Genomic DNA, 20,573 nt, shown 5'->3' with positions numbered 1-20,573 from the left:
TCGCCGAAGGCGGAACGGGTTATAACCAATACCTGATTGCGTATGAACCTCAGCCATAACGCACCCTGTTTCGGTTTGTTCTTTGTAGCTGCCCCGTCTCTTTAATAAAGAGGACTTCGGCAGGCCAGCTCTGCTGGCTGTTACTGATGTTTAGATTTAAACCAAAACACCAGACCGGGCCGAAGTCCTCTTCGCCGAAGAGACGGGCCCCTACAAGGTCAAAATACCAAATTGAGCCTCATATTCTTCACCGAAGAGGCGGTGCCTACCTGTAACCTATTGAATTAATTGGTGCTGGATTCTCTGAAACATGGCTGAGCTTTGTGGGTAATCAGGTACCAATAAGATCTCTTTCAGAACTGATCTTTATTTTTCCGTGGATTCTGTGGGTTCCGTTGCAAAAAGGGTTTAATCCCTTGGCTAAGAACGAGATCCTGACTTTCGTCAGGATGACGGCTTAAAGATGAGCAGCGTTTTGGGTCTAGCTCGGCGCTTGGTGCAGGACGCTTGGCGCTGCCCCATACTGCTCCATCATCTTCTGCGCTTGTTCGATAATGGCCTCACGCCAGCTGCTGGGTGCGAGTACTTGGATGCGGGCGCCGAAGCCCATTATCCACCATTGGGTTTGTTGATCGTTCGGTACGGTGGCGGTGAGGGTTATCCAACCTTGCTCGTCAGCTGCAGATAAGTGTTGTTGCTGACTGATGGGCGTTTCTGCTAATAACCAGGCCATGGCCTTGTCTATTTTGGCGACTAATTCGACGTGTTGTTGGCCTAGCGGATAACCGAAAGCGCCTTTGGCGATGTAAGCCTCAACACTAAAGTCGGGGTGGCTGCGATAGGCGGCGGGGCTAGGTTTTAGCTCTTGAATACGATGCAGGGCAAATTGGCGAATATCTTCATAGTCATTCACGGTGGCCAATAAATAGCTGACACTATGGCGTACTACCAGCCCCTGTGGATGCAGGGTAAAGGCTCGCACCTCGCCTTGCTGGCGACTTAAATACTGCACCGCTATGGTTTGGCGCTCTAATAGCGCGTCGCTGACACCTTGCCAAATGTGCGGCAAGATGGCGGCGGGTAATAAGGCTTTACCATTAGGAATGGCGCGCACTTGGCGAGACCAGCTGGCGTAACCGTTTTCATGTAGACCATCGAGAAACTTTCGTGCGCCATCAAACTGCGGGCTGAGGCGGTCGATGGCAATTTGCGGCAATAGGCTTTTTAAATATTCTTCTGCCAGCACTAAAGTTAGCGCGGTGGCGGTGTCGAGCGCTGGCAAATTACTCTTGTAACTGGGATCAAATGACCAGCGATAAGGGCGCTCGTTTTTGTTGCACAGCAGCGGAAAGTGCAACGACATCTTATCGAGATCCCGCTGAATGGATCGCAGATCAACGTGAAAGCCGCGATCGGCCAGCAAGTCGCGCAGTGTGGTGGTGGCCTTAAACTGCGGTGCCCGTGGGATCAGCTGTAACATAGTGATATATCGAATAAGCGTGTCGTGTTGCGTTGCCATGGTGTTCCTTGGTGGAGGGAGGTGTAAAGTAAGCGCCGAACTGTAAGAAAACATCCTCGTAGAGGCCGCTTAAGCTGGCCGGTTTTGTGTAACAAAACTAAAATATAACAGCTACGGCATATTGAATGTGGACGTTTATTTATAAATATGGCGTAGTTTGAATATTTATAATACCGCTGCGCGGCATCAGCCAGCTAAAGCGGCTTCTACGGTGCCTAACCTCAGCTTTTATTATAAAATTTTCTTCCAGATCTGATCTTTATTTTTCTGTGTTCTTCCGTGGCTAAATAATTTTAGGTTTTTTGAATTCTTTATTACTGATTGGCCATAAAGCCAATGGGCTTACTTTGGTCGGCGGTTTTTAGGCTGTGCTCTTGCTGCAAGCCTGCCAGTAAGCTCTCTGGGCTGATCTTCTCACCCATCACTTGATGGCGTCGGGCTACGGCGGCAAAATCCCCGGGCGTTAATTGACTGAGTTTGCATAATGCCGAATATAAATGTGCCACTTCTTGCTCATAAAAATCAGTTCCTACCGCCAGTCCAAGCTGGGTATTAAAATACATCCATGCTTGCTCAGGACTAAAGTAATTAAAACGAATTTTAAAATCAAAGCGCCGTAAGGCGGCCGCGTCTAAATGGCTCATAAAGTTAGTAGCCATCACCAGAATACCGTTATATTGCTCCATTTGAACCAATAACTCATTCACTTGGCTTACTTCCCAATTACGCACCGCACCGGCACGCGTGGCCAATAAACTGTCTGCTTCGTCGATTAACAAAATAGCGCCGCTCTCGGTGGCCTCATCAAAGGCAGCCGCCAGATTTTTCTCGGTACCGCCGACAAAGGCATCTAATAAGTCGGAGGCTTTTTTGGCAAGCAGCGGTTTATCTAGAGTCACGGCCAAATGACGAGCCAAGGCGGTTTTACCCGTACCCGGTGGGCCATATAGGCACAAACGGCCCATGCCACTGCGCGCTAAGCCCTTGATCATGGGCGCTAATGCCGTATCACTGGCACACAGCGCGGGATTAAATAACGACTGTATTTTTGGCTGACTTAAACGCTGCCAATGAAAACCCAAGGCTTGGTATAAGTTTGCTAATAAGTCTTCCATGGCCGCCTCTACTTTTTCTGCTTTGCGATAACCCAGTTTTTGCACCACTTTAGCGGCTCGCGCTAAGTGAGCCGGTTGTAAATGGGGCTGCTTGGCCAGTTGTTGTAACCAAGGCTCGCTGACATTGAGTTTATTGAGTAAGCGCTTGGCGATATTAAGTCTCGCTTCGGCAGTAAGCTCCGGCATGGCTAATACCAAATCAAAACGGCGAATAAAGGCAGCGTCTAACTCGGAAATATCATTGGTTAGCCAAAACGCGGGGCGGGGGTTGTCTTCGAGTAGTCGATTCACCCAAGCCTTTTGGCCTTGGCTGATGCGCTCATTAAATACATCCTCTACTTCATCAAACAGCACTAGGCTATTCGCATTGGTGCGCAGCACTTGTTGGCAGAGCTGGTAGCGAGCGAAACGCTCACGGCCGTTTAGCGCTTCACCTTGCAGATTGGCAAATTTCACTTCATGTAACACGCAACCTAAATGCGCCGCCAACGCGCGCGTTAGCTCGGTTTTACCGGTGCCCGGTGCGCCATAAAGCAATATGTTCATGCCGCTGTGCGGTCTTTGAATATTGCGGGATAAGTAGCGGGTGAGTTGGTCAATAAAGGGCTGTAAATGTGCAAAGTCGTCGAGGGTTAATAAGGTGGGCAGATTGTGGTTAGAAAATGCCTGCAATAAGCTTAAAGGTCCGTCTTGCTCATAAAGCAGTACGTCCTCTAAGCCGGTCATTAGTGCCAGACCTTGGCCGTGGTAGGCGATTTCCACTAAACCACAGCTGAGCAGGGGGCTGCTGGCGGCCAGCGCTAAGCTCACTTGGCGGCGGGGTTGTACTAATGCGATGGCTAATAGGTTCACCAATTGCTGGGTACCCACCGTATTGGAATAAAATAAGCCCATGGCTTGGCTGAGCACATTGTCTTGTTCTATCAAGACTAAAAATGCCACTATTTCTTGCTGCAACTCGTTGAGGCCAAGGCTGACGCCCAGTTGCTGCAAGTTAGTGTCGAGCGGCGCCGGAATATCAATGCGGGTGCTCTCTAGCTTGCCCAAGGCGGCGCTTAACAACGACATTACCTCAGTGGGAGTGAGCTCACTTGCCTCTTGTTCGGGGGCCAGCGTTTGTAAAAAGTCATCTAAGTCATGGCGGCGTTTGCTTAAGCCTATTTTTACGCCCCCGCCGAGCAGCAACAGACGCAGCGCCCATAGCATGGGCAGCGGCGCATAGCAGGGCTCGGAGGTGTGCTTGGGCCGGCTTTTCTTACGCAAAAATTCAGGAATCGGGTTGAGTGCAGACATAAAAAGCTCCTAAAACCAAGGTAACTTGTAGCATACAAGTAGATGCGACAGTTGGTGTCGCTCTTGGCCGTAAGAGCAAATATTAGGCAGAATTAAGCTTGAGTTAGGCTTAAATTAGGCCTTTAAGTTGGGTTTAATTAGGCCTGAGCTAGCCTTGTGCGGCGTAAGCCACGATCTCGCAGAGCATTTCTTCTCGGGCCAATCCCACCACTATCATGGCGGCACGGTTGGGGTAGGGGGCGTCAAAGTATTCCGCATACACCTTGTTGAATATCGGCAGTTGCTCGCGGGCGGTGACGTAGATCAGCACCTGAGTGACGTGCGCCATGGTTAAGCCCGCCGCTTCTATGGTGTGTTTAAAGTTGTCCATGGTTTGGCGGGCTTGGGCTTCAATGCCGCCGGCAACCACCTTACCTTCGGCATCAATGGGAATTTGTGCGGTATAAAACTGACCATTGGCCATCACTGCCCATTCTAGCGGCGCCTTAGAGGCGAACAGATCGGTTTTCACGGCTGTTTTCATGAGGTATTCCTTTTGGTAAATACAGAAAAAAAGAGCGGCTAGTGCCGCTCAGTTAGATTAAAAATCGCTTAACGAGTACGTCTTACAAGTTTTGTTCAATCGCCATTTGCTTAATGATCTTCGGTGCCGTCCATAGCGTGGGCAGCAACACAAAAGAGACAGGTACTGCGGTGACCACAATAAAGGATTGCAGCGCTGATATTCCTCCGGAGCCAATGGAAATTAAAATAGCCGCCACTACCCCCATCATCACGCCCCAGAACACTCGTACTCCTGAATGAGGGTGATCCGTTCCGGTCATAACCATGGATACCGCATAGGTCATGGAGTCACCGGTGGTGGCAACAAAGATGGTTGTGAGGATTAAAAACAACACCGAGATGATGGTGCCCAGTGGCAGCTGTTCGGTGATGGCCAGTAATGCGGCGGGTAAGTTAAACCCCGAGAAGGCTTCAGACACACTGCCCGGATTGGCTAACTCGAACGCAATACCACTGCCGCCCATGATGGTGAACCAGAAGCAGGTGATGATAGGCGCGACGATGGCGATTAATAAAATCACCTGACGCACGGTGCGCCCCCGTGAAATACGCGCCACAAACATCGCCATTAACGGGCCATAGCCTAAAAACCAACCCCAGAAGAATACCGTCCACCAATCTAACCAGGCAGGATCGGCCCTAAAGGTCGCCATCGGGAAGAAATCACTGATATACACACCAAAGGCACCGATATAGGCATCAATGATAAAGGCTGTAGGGCCAAACAATAGAATAAACAGCATTAAAAATGCGGCCAGCACCACGTTTAAATTACTGAGTATCTTAATGCCGCGATTCACGCCACTCACCGCAGATAAGGTATAGATGGCAATCAAACCGACGAGGATCATCACCTGAGTCATATAGGTATCGGGAATGCCAAACAGTTTTTCTAGGCCAAAGCTGATTTGTAAGCCTAAGAAGCCGATGGGGCCTACGGTGCCCGCCACTACCGCTAATACGCAGCAAGCATCGACCAAGGTGCCTAGCCAGCTTTTCATGACCCAGTCACCAAACACCGGATATAACAAGGTGCGAGGTTTAAGCGGCAAGCCTTTGTCGTAATGTAAGTGGGTAAAGACGATGCCGGTTAAGCTGCCCAGAATAGCCCAGGCTAAAAATCCCCAGTGCATAAAGCTTTGTGCCAGCGCGTTAATGGCCTTGTTCATGCCATCGGTTTCATCGGCATACAAAGGGGGAGGAGAAAGAAAGTGCGCCAGTGGCTCTGCTGCGGCCCAAAACACACCGCCGCCAGCCAGCAAGGTACACATGATGATCGACATCCACTGAAAAGTAGACATCTCCGGCACCGCTAATCCGCCTAGGCGCACGTTGCCGCCTTTGCCTACTGCCATGGCTATCGCGATTAAAAAGGTCAGTAACAGTAATACCTGCCAGTAAGCGCCAAACAGTTTGGTTGATACGGCAAAGGCATTGTCTACCCAGCTCGATACCAATTGAATGTCGTAGAGCGCCATGATGACGAACAGCATAAGGGCGCCGCCACTGAGCAGAAAGACCGGTAAGTCCAGTCCGGTAAAAAAAGTGGTTTTTTGGGGGGTATTATTTGTTGAATGGGTATCCATGGCCAGTTCCGCCTCTGTTTTATTGCTCATGTTCGCCTCCATTATGGAACATTACACGGGGAGCTAGGCTCCCCGTTATTCTTATTGAGCAGCAGTTTGTGGCTGCAGGGCGGTATCTAGGAAGGTCAGCCAGTTTTGGCCCATTATTTTTGCCGTGTCTTGTTGGCTAAAGCCTCGGGCTAACAAGCCCTTGGTGAGGTTGGGGAAGTCGCGGCTGTCACGAAACCAAGATAATGGTCGTGGCCAATCGGCATTAGCCTTAGAGCCTTCGCCATAATCCATGGCCTTAGACCAGCGACCATTGCGCATCCATTCCAGCACCGACAGCGGCTGGTTTTGGCATAAATCGGTGCCGATGCCCAAGCGGTCTACGCCCATGAGATCTGCAGTGCGGGCAATCATGTCGCAGTATTCGTCCAGCGTGCAATCGGGGCCATTTTTCAGGTGGAAAGGATAGGCGCTAAAGCCTAACAAACCACCGGATTCGGCCAGTGCTTTCAGCACAGTATCTGACTTGTTGCGCTTAGCATCGTGAAAGCTTAACGGGTTAGCGTGCGAGATAACGATAGGGCGCTCAGAAATTTCGATAGCCTCTAACGTGCTGCGCTCGGCGCTGTGGCTCATGTCGATAACCATGCCCACCCGATTCATTTCTTTGATCACTTGGCGACCAAAGCGCGTGACGCCGCTATCTACCGCTTCGTAGCAACCGCAGGCCAGTAAGCTCTGGTTATTGTAGGTGAGCTGCATGATCATCAGATTGAGATCACGCATGACCTCCACCATGCCAATATCGTCTTCTATCGGGGAGCAGTTTTGCGCCCCAAACATAATGCCGACTTTGCCTTCGGCCTTGGCGCGGCGAATATCATCACTGCTGCGCACCGGCATAATAAGGTCGCCGTGTAGTTCAAACTGACGGTTCCACTCGGCAACGCGCATCAGGGTTTCGCGGATCTGTTCGTGATAGACGATGGTGGCGTGCACCATGGTCACGCCGCCTTGGTGCAGTTGCTCGAAGATTTCTCGGCTCCAGTTGGAATACTGCAACCCGTCAATCACTATCATGTCGTTATGTAATGTTCGGCTCATAGCCCTGTCTCCGTTAAGCGCGGATGTAGGTGGTTTTGACGACGGTGTAAAACTCTTTGGCATAAGTACCCTGTTCACGAGGGCCGAAGCTAGAGTCTTTACGCCCGCCAAATGGCACATGGTAATCGGTGCCTGCAGTGGGCAAGTTCACCATCACGCAGCCAGTTTTGGCGTTGCGTTTAAAGTCGGTGGCATACTTTAATGATTCGGTGCAAATGCCGCCGGTTAAGCCAAAGTTGGTGTCATTTAAGGTGGCCAGCGCTTCAGCGTAGTCTTTGACCTTGATTACACAGGCAATGGGCGCAAAGGCTTCTTCGCGGTTAATGGTCATGTCGTTGGTGGTGTCGATAAACAGCGCTGGCTGCATGTAGTAGCCTTCGGTTTCTGCGGTGATCACCTCGCCGCCGTATACCAAGTTGCCGCCTTCAGCTTTGGCCAGCTCCAGGTATTTCAGGTTAGATTCCATTTGGCGGGCATCGGCTACGGCACCAATGTGTACGCCTTCTTTTAGCGGATTACCGACTACTAGCTTTTTCATGCGCTCAATCACGGCGGCCACAAAGCGGTCGTGAATGCCTTCGGTAACAATCAGGCGAGAAGAAGCAGTACATTTCTGACCGGTGCCGCCGTAAGCACCACCTACCGCACACTCAACGGCGTTATCTAAGTCCGCATCGTCCAATACCACTAATGCGTTTTTACTGCCCATTTCCAGCTGGCATTTTACTAAGTTACCGGCCGTGGCCACGGCCACCTTGCGGCCAGTTTCCAGTGAACCGGTAAAGGTCAGGGCATTAATGTCACGAGAGTGGATTAACACATCTCCCACTTCGGCGCCAGGGCCCATTACTAGGTTGAACGTGCCGGCGGGTAGCTGCTGGCGCGAGATAATCTCGGTCAATGCCCAAGCGGAAGCAGGCACTTGGTTGGCGGGTTTCCACACCACCGCATTACCGAAGGCCAGTGCTGGGGCAATTTTCCACGCGCCGGTGGCAGTCGGGAAGTTCCACGGTGTGATAATTCCCACCACGCCCACGGGCTCGCGGCGGGTTTCAATGTCTACACCTGGGCGGACTGAGTCTGCGGTTTCACCCATTTGGCGCAGCACTTCGGCGGCGTAGTAATGAAAGAACTGACCAGAGCGATACACTTCACCGGCGCCTTCGGCTAAGGTTTTGCCTTCTTCACGGGCCAGCAGTCTACCCAGCTCGTCTTTACGGGCGATAAGCTCGTCACCAATGGCCATCAGTACGGCGTAGCGCTGCTCTAGGCCACTTTTCTGCCATTCTAACTGGCCGTTAACGGCGGCAGCGATGGCGGCTTTGGCCTGAGCGGCATCGGCTTGGGCGTAATGACCGATAACATCGCTCAGATCAGACGGGCTGATGTTAGCAATAGCACTTGGGCCTTCAACCCATTCACCGGCGATGTAGTTACGAAATACTGAATTAGACATGAGTGATCTCCTTTGCTTGATTGGTATCATCATAGAAGCTGTGTTTTAATAATAAAAATTAATTAATAATATTAACTGATAAGGAATTCTTATCGTGCTGCCAGAATTCAAGATTGCTCAACTGCGTCACTTTGTTTGGGTAGCCGAGCTAAAAGGCTTTCATTTAGCGGCAGAAAAGGCGCATCGCACCCAGCCTGCTATTTCGTTGTCGATTCGTGACTTAGAAAATAAGTTAAGCGAAGCCTTGTTTGAAAAGCATAATAGTCGTGCCGCTAAAACTGAGCTGACGCCGTTTGGACAACATTTTTTGCCAAAGGCAAAAGAGTTGCTCGCCCATCACGATCGCATTGCCGAAGACATGACCTTGCTGGCCGAGCATAAAACCGGACATTTGCGCTTGGCGTCTGTGCCCTCCATTGCCTGTCGATTTTTGCCTGAATTGTTGCTTAATTTCATCGGTAGCAACGATTTGCACGTGAGTGTGTTTGACGATAACTCGGATGCAGTGTTGAAAATGGTCGAAAACCAGCAGGTGGATTTTGGTATTGCCAGCCTGTTTGATGAGCAAAGAGAAAGTGAAAAGCATTTTACGCCGGTGTGGGAAGACAGATTAGGGGTGGTGTGCCCTAGCGATCACCCGTTGGCCAGCCACAGCGAGTTACATTGGCAGGCATTGCGGGAATATCGGTTAATCAGTAATGGTACTTCTCGATTGCTTGAGGGCAGTGAGGCCGAGTCGCTATTGGCGCATTCTCAGTATTATATCTCTAATATGATGTCGTTGGTGGCCATGCTAGAGGCGGGCTTTGGCGTCACCACGCTGCCTTGGTATGCCTTTCCCAAAGATAATACCAAGCTCACTTTTATTCCGTTGCACACGCCGGTGATCACGCGGCGCATCGGTATAATTCGGCTGAATAATAAGTCGTTAACCCCGCCCGCCCAGGCGCTGGTCGATTTTATTCTGGCCAGCCAAGACTGAGGGGTGTTTGTAGGCGAACGCTTGCTCTCGCATTTCGCCGAAGGCGGAACGGTTTGAAATATCACACCGACACTAAACACCTTTTGCCACGGAAGAACACGCCTCTTTATTAATGAGAAGCACGGGAAAATAGTGATCAGAGCTGAAAGGGATCTTTAATGGTAAGGACTGAGACTGAATATGCAGACTGGTTTGGGTGTTGTCTCTTCTGCCGTCTTGCCGGACTTGCTCCGGTATCTGCTTTAAACTTGCGAAGTGTAAAGGGTGAAGAGCAAAGGGGACTAGCTTATACACACCAATCCTTCAAATACGGATGATTATGTGTGGTCTTTGTTTCATGTCGTCCTCTTCACCTTTCACTATTTACCCTTCACTGCTTGTTAATAAACCTGCGCGACCTCTCATTTTGCTCATTATTTTTCTAACCATAAAGTCAGTTATTTAGATTGCCATCAGTATTAATACGCTTTGCTGGCATTCTGATAAACTTTTCTTATCAAACGATATAAGCATTTAACTTGTTGGATTTTATTGAAAGGCACCATGATGTGAGCCATGAGGTAGAAAGTCGCATCCCTAATTCAATGAATAACGGAATAATGTTTGATCTTTCTGACCCTGCGTTATGTTGGGCTACAGCTCGGTAAATAGCGCAATAAGGATATTTAGTCATTATCGAGGGTAGAAACATGATGAGGTTAGCAGCAATCAAAGCCTCCCTGCGGGGCCTAACGCTCTGCCACTGCGACCCGTTGACCAAGTAATGGACTTGGAACGACTGGGCGCTATGCACCAGAGCCGATTGAGTTTTATGCGCATTTTAGTGCGCCGCATCATGCTTGAGCGCTGGCAAATCAATACTGCTCGCTTGGATCTGTGTGCCGAGGGTTACGGCACCGTTATTTATGAAATCAACACCGCGCAGGGGCTGTTCAGCTTCGTTATTTTCTCTGATTACTTAAGCTCAGCAGAGCGCAACGACCGCGTGGTTGCCAGTAAATGGGATCTCACCATGGCACTGGTAGCAGGGCGCGTAGAAGACGATTACTTAGCCTTTTTACGCCAAAATGTGCCGTTGCAGGAAGCGGGCCGCGTGGATGCGCGCGTGTTTGTGTTGTCTCGTGCTAATCGCAGTGCGCGCAACTTTGATTATGTGGTCGATCAATTAAGCAAGGGCGAGCAGCCCGATATAGCCAAAATCGCCAAGGTGGGTTACTTGTATCGCACCACAGCTGTATACGGCAGTGGCAAGCTGGGCATGGCCGACTGGGATAAAGTCAGCACTCGGTATCCCGACTTTGCCCGGCCTTTTGCCGCCGAAATGTTTGCCTGCTTAATGTTGAGAAACTTCAGCTTGTTACAAGTTGAGCACATTGCCCAACAACGTAATCCGCAGCAATATAATCCCATGCAGCCGCATATCAAGCGCTATTTCGGTATCGGCAACTCCACCGGTCTTGGCATGGCCCCCTATCTGATTAATCACCCCATGCTCATTAACCAATGGATAGAAATGCGCGAGCTGGCGCTGGCCTTGGTGCGAAGCTTAGGCTTTATCGACGACCGCATACGCCAGCAATTGGATGCGCTATTGGCGCGCAGTGCTCAGCACATGGCGGAGACTTTCACCGAAGATCCTTGGCAGACCAATAACAATGTGCGGGTAATTGACGATCTCTCGGCGTTGCGCGAGCAAGCGGGTGCCTCGTTGCACGACTGGAATGACTTCTTGGCGTGGAGCGAGCAGCACTGCTCACTGCAAGGGCAAGAGCTGCTGGTGTCGATACTGTTGGAGCTTTATCCGCAGCTGGTGGATGGCTTGGATGACTATTACTGCGTGGAAGAGTTTCTTGATCTGGACTCTTTGATGCCACTGCAAAAGCTCAAAGAAGTGATCGAGCGCCGTTATGACTGGGCATTGAAAATAGACTTTAATGCCGTCGGTTCACGAGATATTTTCTGGTATCGCTCAGAAGATAAAATGGAGCCCCGCCTCGGTGAGTGCGCGCTGGATCAAGGGCGAGAAAAGCAAATGCCACTGGGCGTAGGCTACGCGGTATATAAGTGCTACCAGTTGTTGTGCCAATACATTAAAGAACATCCAGAGCACACCACTGCCCGCTTTATGGTGGCGCGACCCAAGCTGCGCGGTATCGTGCGGCGCATTCAAAGTATGGACCGCTGTGTGTACGGTGATATTCAAGCCAACCTGTTGGCCAAAGATGTACTGCCCATGCACCTGCTGCGCTGCAAATTATCCTTTTTTGGCGTGAGTAAGTTCGATCCCCGCTCTAAGTTGTGGGTACGCAACACCATGTTTCAAGGTGCTCCGCTGCTAGAAGATATTGGCCACGTTTATAACGATGATTGGTTTATGCCGCTGGCGCCCGTAGTGGGAGGAATTGACTGATGCAAGTGTCAATGAACGAACTAAAAGCGGCGTTGCGCCGTTGTTTTGAGGCTTCAGGCTACTTTGTGGGTAACTATGAAGATGCAGCTAATATGGTGTTATGGCTAGAAAAACACGGCCTTAACGGCCTGGCAGAGCTAAAGCGCGCCTTGCCTTATATTGGTCTGGATTTTGATAAGCCGCTCAGTACTGTGGTGTATGAAGACAGTACTTCAGCCATTATCGACAGCAATGGCCGTAGCGCGCTTAACTGCATTGCCTCCTCGATTGATTTGGCGCACGCCAAAGCCTTAGAAAGCGGTATTGCCACTATTACCGTGCATAACTGCCATAACCGTATGTTTGCGCTTAAGGCGCTTACCGACTGCGGGAGACGGGGCATTAGTGTGACCGCCTATTGGCAAAACGGCAGCAAGACGGTGAAAGAATATGCGGCGGGGATTAAAGCAGGAGAGCGCTATCCCAGTTTCAGTGAGGCGACGACCAGCTTGGTGACTAATCCGGATGAGACTCAGGCGCTCACCATAGTGTGCAGCTCGCGAGTGGACTTATCTGCATCGTTACAGAGCTCTAAGGGTAACCGAAACGCGCTTTATATGAGCCCCGAGCAATTGGCCGATAACAAGGAGTACATTATCGACCACGGCATCGAAATTGATGATGCGTTATGGAATGATATTAATCGCCTAGGTGCCGGTATCTTAGTCGAAAACAGTGAACGCTCTCGCCAAGGGGCGGGCAGTGTATAGCAACGGCCGGCATCCAGCGCTGAGCGTTTAGCTTAAAGACAGCCACCGCTTTTGTTCGTTTGGTGTTTCAGCTATTTACCTTATTTAAGACCGAGCATTGACCTATGTCAGTGGCTCGGTTTTTTTATTCATATTAAAAAATTAAGCGTTCAAGAGGCCCGAGCTACGGGTTCGCTCGGCGCTGTTTCTTTCATGCTAGAATGGCATTTTTTACGGCAGGATAAATGCGTGCTGTATTCATCATTAGAATTGCTGGCGCTATTAATCGTCACCATTAGCATCATAGTGCAGGCCTGGGTGGGCATTGGTTTTGGCCTGTTGGCCGCGCCCTTGTTGTACTTGATTGATCCCGCCTATGTGCCAGGACCTGTGTTGATGTTGGGGTGGTTATTATCTGTGGTGGTGGTGTTTAAACAGCGCCACAGTCTTAATTTTCGCCGCATATTGCCGGCAATTGTGGCGCGCCTGCCGGGCTCTTGGTGCGGGGCGCTGTTATTGGTGAGCATAGCGTCGTGGCAGCTCAGCCTATTTTTTGGTTCGGCTTTATTATTGGCGGTGTGGTTGAGTCTGCGTCGTTATTCGCTGCCGCTCAATGGTGTAAGTTTAACGGTGGCGGGCTTTTTATCCGGCGTGTTAGGCACGGCTACGTCTGTGGGCGGCCCGCCGATTGCGCTCTTGTATCAACATGAAGCGCGGCTTACGGCGCGTAACGAAATTGCCGCTTTCTTTTTAGTCGGCACGCCTCTTTCACTGCTGATGCTGTGGTGGCAAGGAGGGGCGAGCGTGCTGGGCTTCTCCTTGATTGTAAAAATGCTGCCGGGGGTTATCATCGGTTTTTGGTTATCCCGCCATTTGGAGCGAGTGGTGAGCGTGGAAAGTGCCAGACCCGCCATTTTATTGGTGTCTGCTATTTCTGCCATCGTGGTCTTGATACAAGGCATCTTGGGTGGCTTGGCGGCTTAAGGCAGCGCAGCGGCACTGAGAGATCATTAAACAGCGCCGTGTTTAAAATCGAGATGGTTTTTGTTTTGCTTTGCAAAACCGGCCGGCTAAAGCGGCCTCTACATTCGTGCAATATGTAAATATCGGCGTGGTCTGTTTCAGCTATTACTATCAATATTATTTTTCCGTGGCAAGAAATCTCTAGGCCTTGTAAACAAGGAGGCATTTATGGAGCAAGTACAGCTAGATACACTGCAGCTGGCGCAAGCATTAGGCGATGCCTTATTGGCGCGGGGTTTAACTATTACTACTGCTGAGTCTTGTACCGGTGGTGGTATTGCTGGTGCGATCACCGACATTGCCGGCAGCTCGGCGTGGTTTGAACGGGGTTTTGTTACCTATTCTAATGCCGCTAAAACTGAGATGCTGGGCGTGGATGCCAAAGTGATTGAGCACCAGGGCGCGGTCAGTAAGGCGGTGGTGATTGCCATGGCTAAAGGCGCTTGTGCGCAAAATGGTGACAATTTGGGCGTGGCGGTGAGTGGCGTGGCGGGCCCTGGCGGTGGTAGTCCAGAAAAGCCGGTCGGCACTGTATGGTTAGCTTGCTACTTAGCAGATGAAGATAAGCTATATACGCGCTTGTTGCAGTTGGCCGGTGACAGGCACGCGGTGCGCCAGCAAACCGTCGTAGCGGCATTGCAAGATTGTTTAGCACTGCTCTAGTGCCAACAATCTAGCGTTCCTTGTTTAGTATTCCGTGTTTATCGAGAGTGGCTTAATGAGAGTGGCTTAATAAAGTGCGGCACTTAGTCTAATCTAAAGGCCTTATGAGTCCGATTCGTAGCTGTTAGCTTAATCGAGTCATGTTTCGTAAACTACGTCTTACACTGCTATCTTCGAGTCGCGGACTGCCACCTAGATGCACACTTGATACTGTACGAATAACCAGTATAATCAGCGTATAAATTTTTAGACGCATTAGCTTACCCAGCGGAGCAATCATGGATCCAAATAAAGAAAAAGCCTTAGCCGCAGCCCTTGGTCAAATTGAAAAGCAATTTGGTAAAGGCTCCATTATGCGCTTGGGTGACAACAAAGCGTTGAACATAGACTCAGTGTCTACAGGTTCTTTATCACTTGATATCGCGCTGGGTATTGGCGGCTTGCCCATGGGGCGAGTGGTTGAAATTTACGGACCAGAATCCTCCGGTAAAACCACGCTAACTTTGCAAGTGATTGCCGAAGCACAGCGTGAAGGCAAAGTGTGTGCTTTCGTGGATGCTGAGCATGCGCTAGACCCGCTCTATGCGGCTAAGCTGGGTGTTAACGTGGATGAGTTACTTATTTCTCAGCCCGATACCGGCGAGCAAGCATTAGAAATCTGTGACATGTTAGTGCGCTCCGGTGCAGTTGACGTGATCATTATTGACTCGGTGGCAGCACTCACACCGCGTGCCGAAATTGAAGGCGAAATGGGTGACTCACACGTAGGCCTGCAAGCCCGTTTGATGTCTCAAGCGCTGCGTAAATTGACCGGTAACATTAAAGCGGCCAACTGCTTGGTGATTTTCATCAACCAAATTCGTATGAAAATTGGCGTGATGTTCGGTAGCCCAGAAACCACTTCTGGCGGTAACGCTTTGAAGTTCTATGCCTCAGTGCGCCTCGATATTCGTCGTATTGGTGCGGTGAAAGAGGGCGATGAAATAGTGGGTAACGAAACCCGCGTTAAAGTCGTGAAAAACAAAGTAGCGCCGCCCTTTAGACAAGCCGAGTTCCAGATTATTTACGGCGAAGGTATTTCTAAGCAAGGCGAGCTAATTGAGCTCGGCGTTAAGCACAAGTTTGTAGACAAAGCCGGTGCTTGGTACAGCTACCAAGGCGAGAAAATTGGCCAAGGTAAAGCCAACTCTATTAAGTACTTGTTAGAGCATAAGCACATCTCTGATGAGATTGAGAAAAAGCTGCGCGACTTGCTGCTGCTGAAAGCCGGCGAAGAAAAAGTGAAAGTAGAAGATGCGCCCGGCGCTTTAGGCAACAAATTGCCTGAAGGCGAAAAAGAAGACTTCTAACGCTATTTATAACGATGTCTAAAAATCAAGGCCGGGTACTCCCGGCCTTTTTTATGTGCTTTAAATTAGCGTAAAGAGTGAAGGGTTAAACCAACCCCAGAGCTTAAAGATTTCTTTGCCACGGAAGCAAATCTGAACTTACGGACGCAGTCACGGGTGACAACTGACTAAGATATTTAATGGTAAGGGCTCACCTACCGAAGGCGGGTTGTTTTGCTCTTACCATTTAACGCTTTTTACCTTTCAGATTTGATCACTATTTTTCCTTCACTTTTCCGTGCGTTCCGTGGAAAATGGGCTTTAGTCATTAAGATCTAAAGCGAGATCCTGACTTTCGTCAGGATGACGGCATAAACATCAACACCGCCCTTTGTTTAGCTTGGGTGCTCTTCACTCTTTACGCTTCACCCCTTACAATTTCACTATGATTAAAGACCCCAAAAAACTGACCCCAGAAGCCTTGTGGCATAGCGCCTTAGGGCTGTTGTCGCGCCGTGATCACAGCCGTCTCGAACTCGCACAAAAGCTGCGTTTACGCCAATTTGATCCCGAGCTCATTGAAACTGCCCTCGATAAATTAGTGGAGCAGCAATGGCTGTGTGATGAGCGCTTTGCCCGCATTCAAGTGCGCCAACATGTGTTTAAAAAGCACGGCCCTATGCGCATTCGCATGGAGCTAAAGCGTAAGGGGGTGGACGAACATATTATCGAACTGGCGCTGGAAGAAGATGAGACCGATTGGTTTGAGCTGGCATTAGCTTGTTATCAGTCGCGCTTTCGCGGCCGCGACATTGATGACATTAAAGAGAAGGCTAAACGAGTACGTTACTTACAAAGTCGGGGTTTTAATTCCGAACAAGTGCGCTACGCGCTAGAAACCGAGCCAGACTGAGTAGGTGCCTTCGGCTGCTATCAGTTAAAGGCCAAACCATTGTTGCCACGGAATCCACGGAAAAATTAAGCTGAGATAAGATCGATAAAGGCCAAAGCGATTATGGGTAAGATCTAGCCATAAAATCTCTTATCAATGAATGTTTTTTCAGATCTGATCACTACTTTTCCGTGTTCTTCTGTGGGTTCCGTTGCAAAATAATGTCTAATGTCTTAAAAGCCCTCAGAGGTTACGACGGACGAGTTAGCTGTTATTCTGCCGTTAACTTCCTTAAACGCCGGCAAAAGGCAGGCTGCGTTTTACATTAGCGCAGATACCTTTTAAATTAGCTGGGTTAACGCCTATGAACCGAGTGATAGAACAGGATTATCCATGCAGATGACCACATCTGAGTTACGCACCGCGTTTCTCGAGTATTTTCGCCAACAAGGCCACCAAGTTGTGGGCTCCAGCTCACTGGTTCCCCATAACGATCCTACCTTGCTGTTTACCAACGCGGGTATGAACCAATTTAAGGATCTGTTTTTAGGGTTAGAGCAAAGAGCCTATAACAAGGCGGCCAGCTCGCAGCGCTGTGTGCGTGCCGGTGGCAAGCATAACGATCTGGAAAACGTGGGTTACACCGCCCGCCACCACACCTTCTTTGAAATGCTGGGTAACTTCAGCTTTGGTGACTACTTTAAGCAAGACGCGATTCGTTTTGCCTGGGAGTTTTTAACCGAAGTGGTGAAACTGCCTAAAGAGAAGCTGTGGGTGACCGTTTATGCCACCGATGATGAAGCCTTCGATCTTTGGTCCAAAAAAATGGGCGTGCCAGAAGAGCGCATCGTACGTATCGGCGATAAAGGCGGTGAGTTCCAGTCTGATAACTTCTGGACCATGGGCGATACCGGCCCTTGTGGACCTTGCAGTGAAATATTTTACGATCACGGTGAGCAGATTTGGGGGGGCCACCGGGCAGCCCAGAGGAAGACGGCGACCGTTATATCGAAATCTGGAATCTGGTGTTCATGCAGTTTAACCGTCATGCAGACGGCACCATGGAGCCGCTACCTAAGCCCTCTGTTGACACCGGCATGGGGTTAGAGCGCATCGCGACCATCTTGCAAGGCGTGCACTCTAACTACGAAATTGACTTATTTCAGGCACTGATTAAAGCGGCTGCCGTGGCAGTAGGCACCAATGATATAGAGAGTAAATCTCTACAGGTGATTGCCGACCATATTCGCTCTTGCTCCTTCTTAATTGCCGATGGCGTTATGCCGTCCAATGAAGGTCGCGGCTATGTGTTGCGCCGTATTATTCGCCGCGCCGTGCGTCATGGCCGCAAGTTAGGAGCCGAGCAGTCGTTCTTCTATACGCTAGTGGGCGCGTTGTGCGAGCAAATGTCTGAAGCCTATCCGGAGCTCAACACTCAACGCGCTATTATCGAAAAAGTGCTGCGTTTAGAAGAAGAGCAATTTGCCCGCACACTGGGCCGTGGCTTACAGCTGTTAGAAGATGCCATTACTGAGCTGGGTGAGGCCAAAGTGCTGCCAGGCGAAGTGGTATTTAAGCTCTATGATACCTATGGCTTCCCGGCGGATTTAACCGCCGACGTATTGCGCGACCGCGAGCTGAGCATCGACGAAGCGGGCTTTGAAGTGTTAATGCAGCAACAGCGAGAGCGCGCTAAAGAAGCCTCTAACTTTGGTGTGGATTACACCAAAGCCCTGAAAGTGGAGGGCACCACAGCCTTTACCGGTTACGAGCATTTAGCCGAGCCTGCCAATATTACCGCCATTTTTAAAGACGGTGAGTCGGTGTCGGCCCTGATTGCGGGTGAAGAAGCTGCCATCGTCTTGGATAAAACGCCGTTCTACGGTGAGTCTGGCGGTCAGGTAGGCGATTCTGGCGTGATCAAGCTAGACGACGGCCTGTTTGTGGTAAAAGACACCAAGAAAGCTGGTAACGGCGTCTTGCACTTAGGTGTGCTGGAGCTGGGCACAGTAGAAGTGGGTGAATCGGTCACGGCCGCCGTCGACAGTTATCGTCGCCAAGCCATTGCACTGAACCACTCGGTGACGCATTTGCTGCACGCTAGCCTGCGTAAGTTATTGGGCGAGCACGTGACGCAAAAAGGATCCTTGGTTGATCCTGAACGCTTACGTTTTGACTTCTCGCACCTTGAAGGCATGACAGCGGCGGAGCTGCGTGAAATCGAAGACATGGTGAACAAAGATATTCGTGCTAACCACGCGGTCGCTACTCAGTTAATGGATTTAGACGGCGCTAAAGAAGCCGGTGCCATGGCTCTGTTTGGTGAAAAGTATGACGATGAAGTGCGCGTCGTTTCTATGGGCGATGCCTCCACCGAGCTGTGCGGCGGTACTCACGTACAGCGCACCGGTGATATCGGTTTGTTCAAGATCTTGTCTGAAAGCGGCATTGCGGCCGGTATTCGTCGTATCGAAGCCGTGACCGGTGATGCTGCACTCGCCTACCTGCATCAGCTTAATACTGAGTTAGCGCACACCGCCGGCTTAGTAAAAGGTGATTTGTTCTCGGTGGCAGAAAAAGTGAAGCAAACGCTGGATCGCAGCCGTCAGTTAGAAAAAGAAATCGAGCAGCTTAAAGCCAAGCTCACTGCACAAGCGGGCACGGCGTTATTAGAGCAAGTGCTCGAGATTAATGGCACTAAGGTGCTGATAGCAGATCTTAAGGGTGCCGAGAGCCAATCACTGCGCGGCTCCTTGGACGACCTTAAAGTGAAGCTGCAGTCTGGCATAGTGGTGCTGGCGACGGTTAACGACGGCAAGGTGAGCTTGATTGCCGGCGTGACTAAAGACTTAACGGGCAAGGTAAAGGCGGGCGAGCTGGTGAACCTGGTTGCCCAGCAAGTAGGCGGTAAGGGCGGTGGTCGCCCCGACATGGCCCAAGCAGGGGGCACTGAGCCCGCACAACTGCCTGCGGCACTGGCCTCGGTGGCACCTTGGTTAACGGAACGTTTATAAGCTAAAACCTACCGCTAAGCGCTAACCTGAGCTATAACTATCAGCCATAGCGTGATGTTACAATCGAGCGCTTGAACTGTGATTAGCACTTGATTTGTGAATATAAGAGGCCTGTCATTGACAGGCCTCTTGATTTTGTAACGATTAGCCGCAATTGTTAACAAAGTAGACTAGGTTTTTGCACCCCTTTAGCGGATAATAAATAACAATTATTTCTAATACATAGCAGCCACAGGAGCACCAGATGCTGATATTGACCAGACGAGTAGGCGAAACCCTGATGATAGGTGATGAAGTAACGGTCACCGTATTGGGTGTAAAGGGTAATCAGGTTCGCATTGGTGTTAATGCACCTAAAGAAGTATCTGTGCACCGTGAAGAGATTTATATGCGTATTCAAGCCGAGAAAGGCAACGCAGCAGATGAGAATTATTAAGTCACTCGTTAAGTAATTCTGGGGTGGTTTTTGTTCAAAATGACGACTTTTAGTGCAAAGCGCACAAAGACTGTGCAAACGAACAAAACAGGTGAGAAAAGGGTTTGACATATTTTCGTGTGACGGTAATATACGCCACATAAACCGGTGAGGTGGCCGAGTGGCTGAAGGCGCTCCCCTGCTAAGGGAGTATGCGTTAATCCGCATCGAGGGTTCGAATCCCTCCCTCACCGCCATATTTCGCACCCTTAGCTCAGCTGGATAGAGTACTCGGCTACGAACCGAGCGGTCGGAGGTTCGAATCCTCCAGGGTGCACCATATCGTAACCAACACATGTGGTGTTGGTTATAAAAGAGTAAGACATTTTAAAGCTGCACCTTTAGCTCAGCTGGATAGAGTACTCGGCTACGAACCGAGCGGTCGGAGGTTCGAATCCTCCAAGGTGCACCATCTAAATGTACAGATTGAAGT

The 20,573-nt window shown here is 50.2% G+C and carries 14 protein-coding genes, 3 tRNA genes and 1 pseudogene; 12 read left to right on the top strand and 6 right to left on the bottom strand.

The window, feature by feature from the left end:
- Positions 1 to 481: 481 nt before the first annotated feature.
- The 6 genes from CBP31_RS04550 to CBP31_RS04525 form a co-directional block, all read right to left on the bottom strand.
- The gene (locus tag CBP31_RS04550) at positions 482 to 1,519 is read right to left on the bottom strand and encodes a helix-turn-helix transcriptional regulator (RefSeq protein ID WP_087035073.1); all 1,038 of its coding nucleotides are present in this window, start codon (positions 1,517 to 1,519) and stop codon (positions 482 to 484) included.
- Positions 1,520 to 1,833: 314 nt separating this feature from the next.
- Positions 1,834 to 3,927: an AAA family ATPase gene (locus CBP31_RS04545; protein WP_087035072.1), complete on the bottom strand. Its 2,094-nt coding sequence runs from the start codon at positions 3,925 to 3,927 to the stop codon at positions 1,834 to 1,836.
- Positions 3,928 to 4,075: 148 nt separating this feature from the next.
- Complete coding sequence (locus tag CBP31_RS04540; protein ID WP_087035071.1) at positions 4,076 to 4,450, bottom strand: RidA family protein; 375 nt, start codon at positions 4,448 to 4,450, stop codon at positions 4,076 to 4,078.
- Between the two features lie 82 nt (positions 4,451 to 4,532).
- The gene (locus tag CBP31_RS04535; RefSeq protein ID WP_087035070.1) at positions 4,533 to 6,107 is read right to left on the bottom strand and encodes a BCCT family transporter; all 1,575 of its coding nucleotides are present in this window, start codon (positions 6,105 to 6,107) and stop codon (positions 4,533 to 4,535) included.
- 51 nt (positions 6,108 to 6,158) lie between these two features.
- Complete coding sequence (locus CBP31_RS04530) at positions 6,159 to 7,169, bottom strand: dipeptidase (protein WP_087035069.1); 1,011 nt, start codon at positions 7,167 to 7,169, stop codon at positions 6,159 to 6,161.
- Positions 7,170 to 7,182: 13 nt separating this feature from the next.
- Entirely contained in the window at positions 7,183 to 8,625 is a 1,443-nt protein-coding gene (locus CBP31_RS04525; RefSeq protein WP_087035068.1) for an aldehyde dehydrogenase family protein, read from the bottom strand.
- A gap of 94 nt (positions 8,626 to 8,719) precedes the next feature.
- Here CBP31_RS04525 and CBP31_RS04520 point away from each other — a divergent pair, with 94 nt between their 5' ends.
- From CBP31_RS04520 to CBP31_RS04465, 12 genes and pseudogenes are all read left to right on the top strand, one after another.
- Positions 8,720 to 9,607, top strand: coding sequence for a LysR family transcriptional regulator (locus CBP31_RS04520; protein ID WP_087035067.1), 888 nt, complete (start codon positions 8,720 to 8,722; stop codon positions 9,605 to 9,607).
- Positions 9,608 to 10,370: 763 nt separating this feature from the next.
- Positions 10,371 to 12,017: a hypothetical protein gene (locus tag CBP31_RS04515; RefSeq protein ID WP_227875138.1), complete on the top strand. Its 1,647-nt coding sequence runs from the start codon at positions 10,371 to 10,373 to the stop codon at positions 12,015 to 12,017.
- Positions 12,017 to 12,766: a DUF3726 domain-containing protein gene (locus CBP31_RS04510; protein WP_087035066.1), complete on the top strand. Its 750-nt coding sequence runs from the start codon at positions 12,017 to 12,019 to the stop codon at positions 12,764 to 12,766. The genes CBP31_RS04515 and CBP31_RS04510 overlap by 1 nt, the downstream gene beginning before the upstream one ends.
- A 228-nt stretch (positions 12,767 to 12,994) precedes the next feature.
- The gene (locus CBP31_RS04505) at positions 12,995 to 13,729 is read left to right on the top strand and encodes a sulfite exporter TauE/SafE family protein (RefSeq protein ID WP_087035065.1); all 735 of its coding nucleotides are present in this window, start codon (positions 12,995 to 12,997) and stop codon (positions 13,727 to 13,729) included.
- Between the two features lie 207 nt (positions 13,730 to 13,936).
- Positions 13,937 to 14,431: a CinA family protein gene (locus tag CBP31_RS04500; RefSeq protein WP_087035064.1), complete on the top strand. Its 495-nt coding sequence runs from the start codon at positions 13,937 to 13,939 to the stop codon at positions 14,429 to 14,431.
- A gap of 278 nt (positions 14,432 to 14,709) precedes the next feature.
- A complete protein-coding gene (recA, locus tag CBP31_RS04495; RefSeq protein WP_087035063.1) occupies positions 14,710 to 15,780 on the top strand; it encodes a recombinase RecA in 1,071 nt (356 codons plus the stop codon).
- A gap of 424 nt (positions 15,781 to 16,204) precedes the next feature.
- The gene (locus tag CBP31_RS04490; RefSeq protein WP_087038612.1) at positions 16,205 to 16,672 is read left to right on the top strand and encodes a regulatory protein RecX; all 468 of its coding nucleotides are present in this window, start codon (positions 16,205 to 16,207) and stop codon (positions 16,670 to 16,672) included.
- A gap of 372 nt (positions 16,673 to 17,044) precedes the next feature.
- A pseudogene (gene alaS, locus CBP31_RS04485) lies at positions 17,045 to 19,665 on the top strand (alanine--tRNA ligase).
- A 244-nt stretch (positions 19,666 to 19,909) separates the two neighbouring features.
- On the top strand, positions 19,910 to 20,101 hold the full coding sequence (gene csrA, locus CBP31_RS04480) for a carbon storage regulator CsrA (RefSeq protein ID WP_087035062.1): 192 nt from the start codon (positions 19,910 to 19,912) through the stop codon (positions 20,099 to 20,101).
- A 146-nt stretch (positions 20,102 to 20,247) separates the two neighbouring features.
- A tRNA-Ser gene (locus tag CBP31_RS04475) sits at positions 20,248 to 20,337 on the top strand.
- Positions 20,338 to 20,343: 6 nt separating this feature from the next.
- Positions 20,344 to 20,420: transfer RNA gene (locus CBP31_RS04470), tRNA-Arg, on the top strand.
- Between the two features lie 55 nt (positions 20,421 to 20,475).
- Positions 20,476 to 20,552: transfer RNA gene (locus CBP31_RS04465), tRNA-Arg, on the top strand.
- The last annotated feature ends 21 nt before the right edge of the window (positions 20,553 to 20,573 follow it).

Source organism: Oceanisphaera profunda (assembly GCF_002157895.1).
GTDB lineage: Bacteria > Pseudomonadota > Gammaproteobacteria > Enterobacterales > Aeromonadaceae > Oceanimonas > Oceanimonas profunda.
This window is presented reverse-complemented; position numbering and strand designations above follow the sequence as displayed.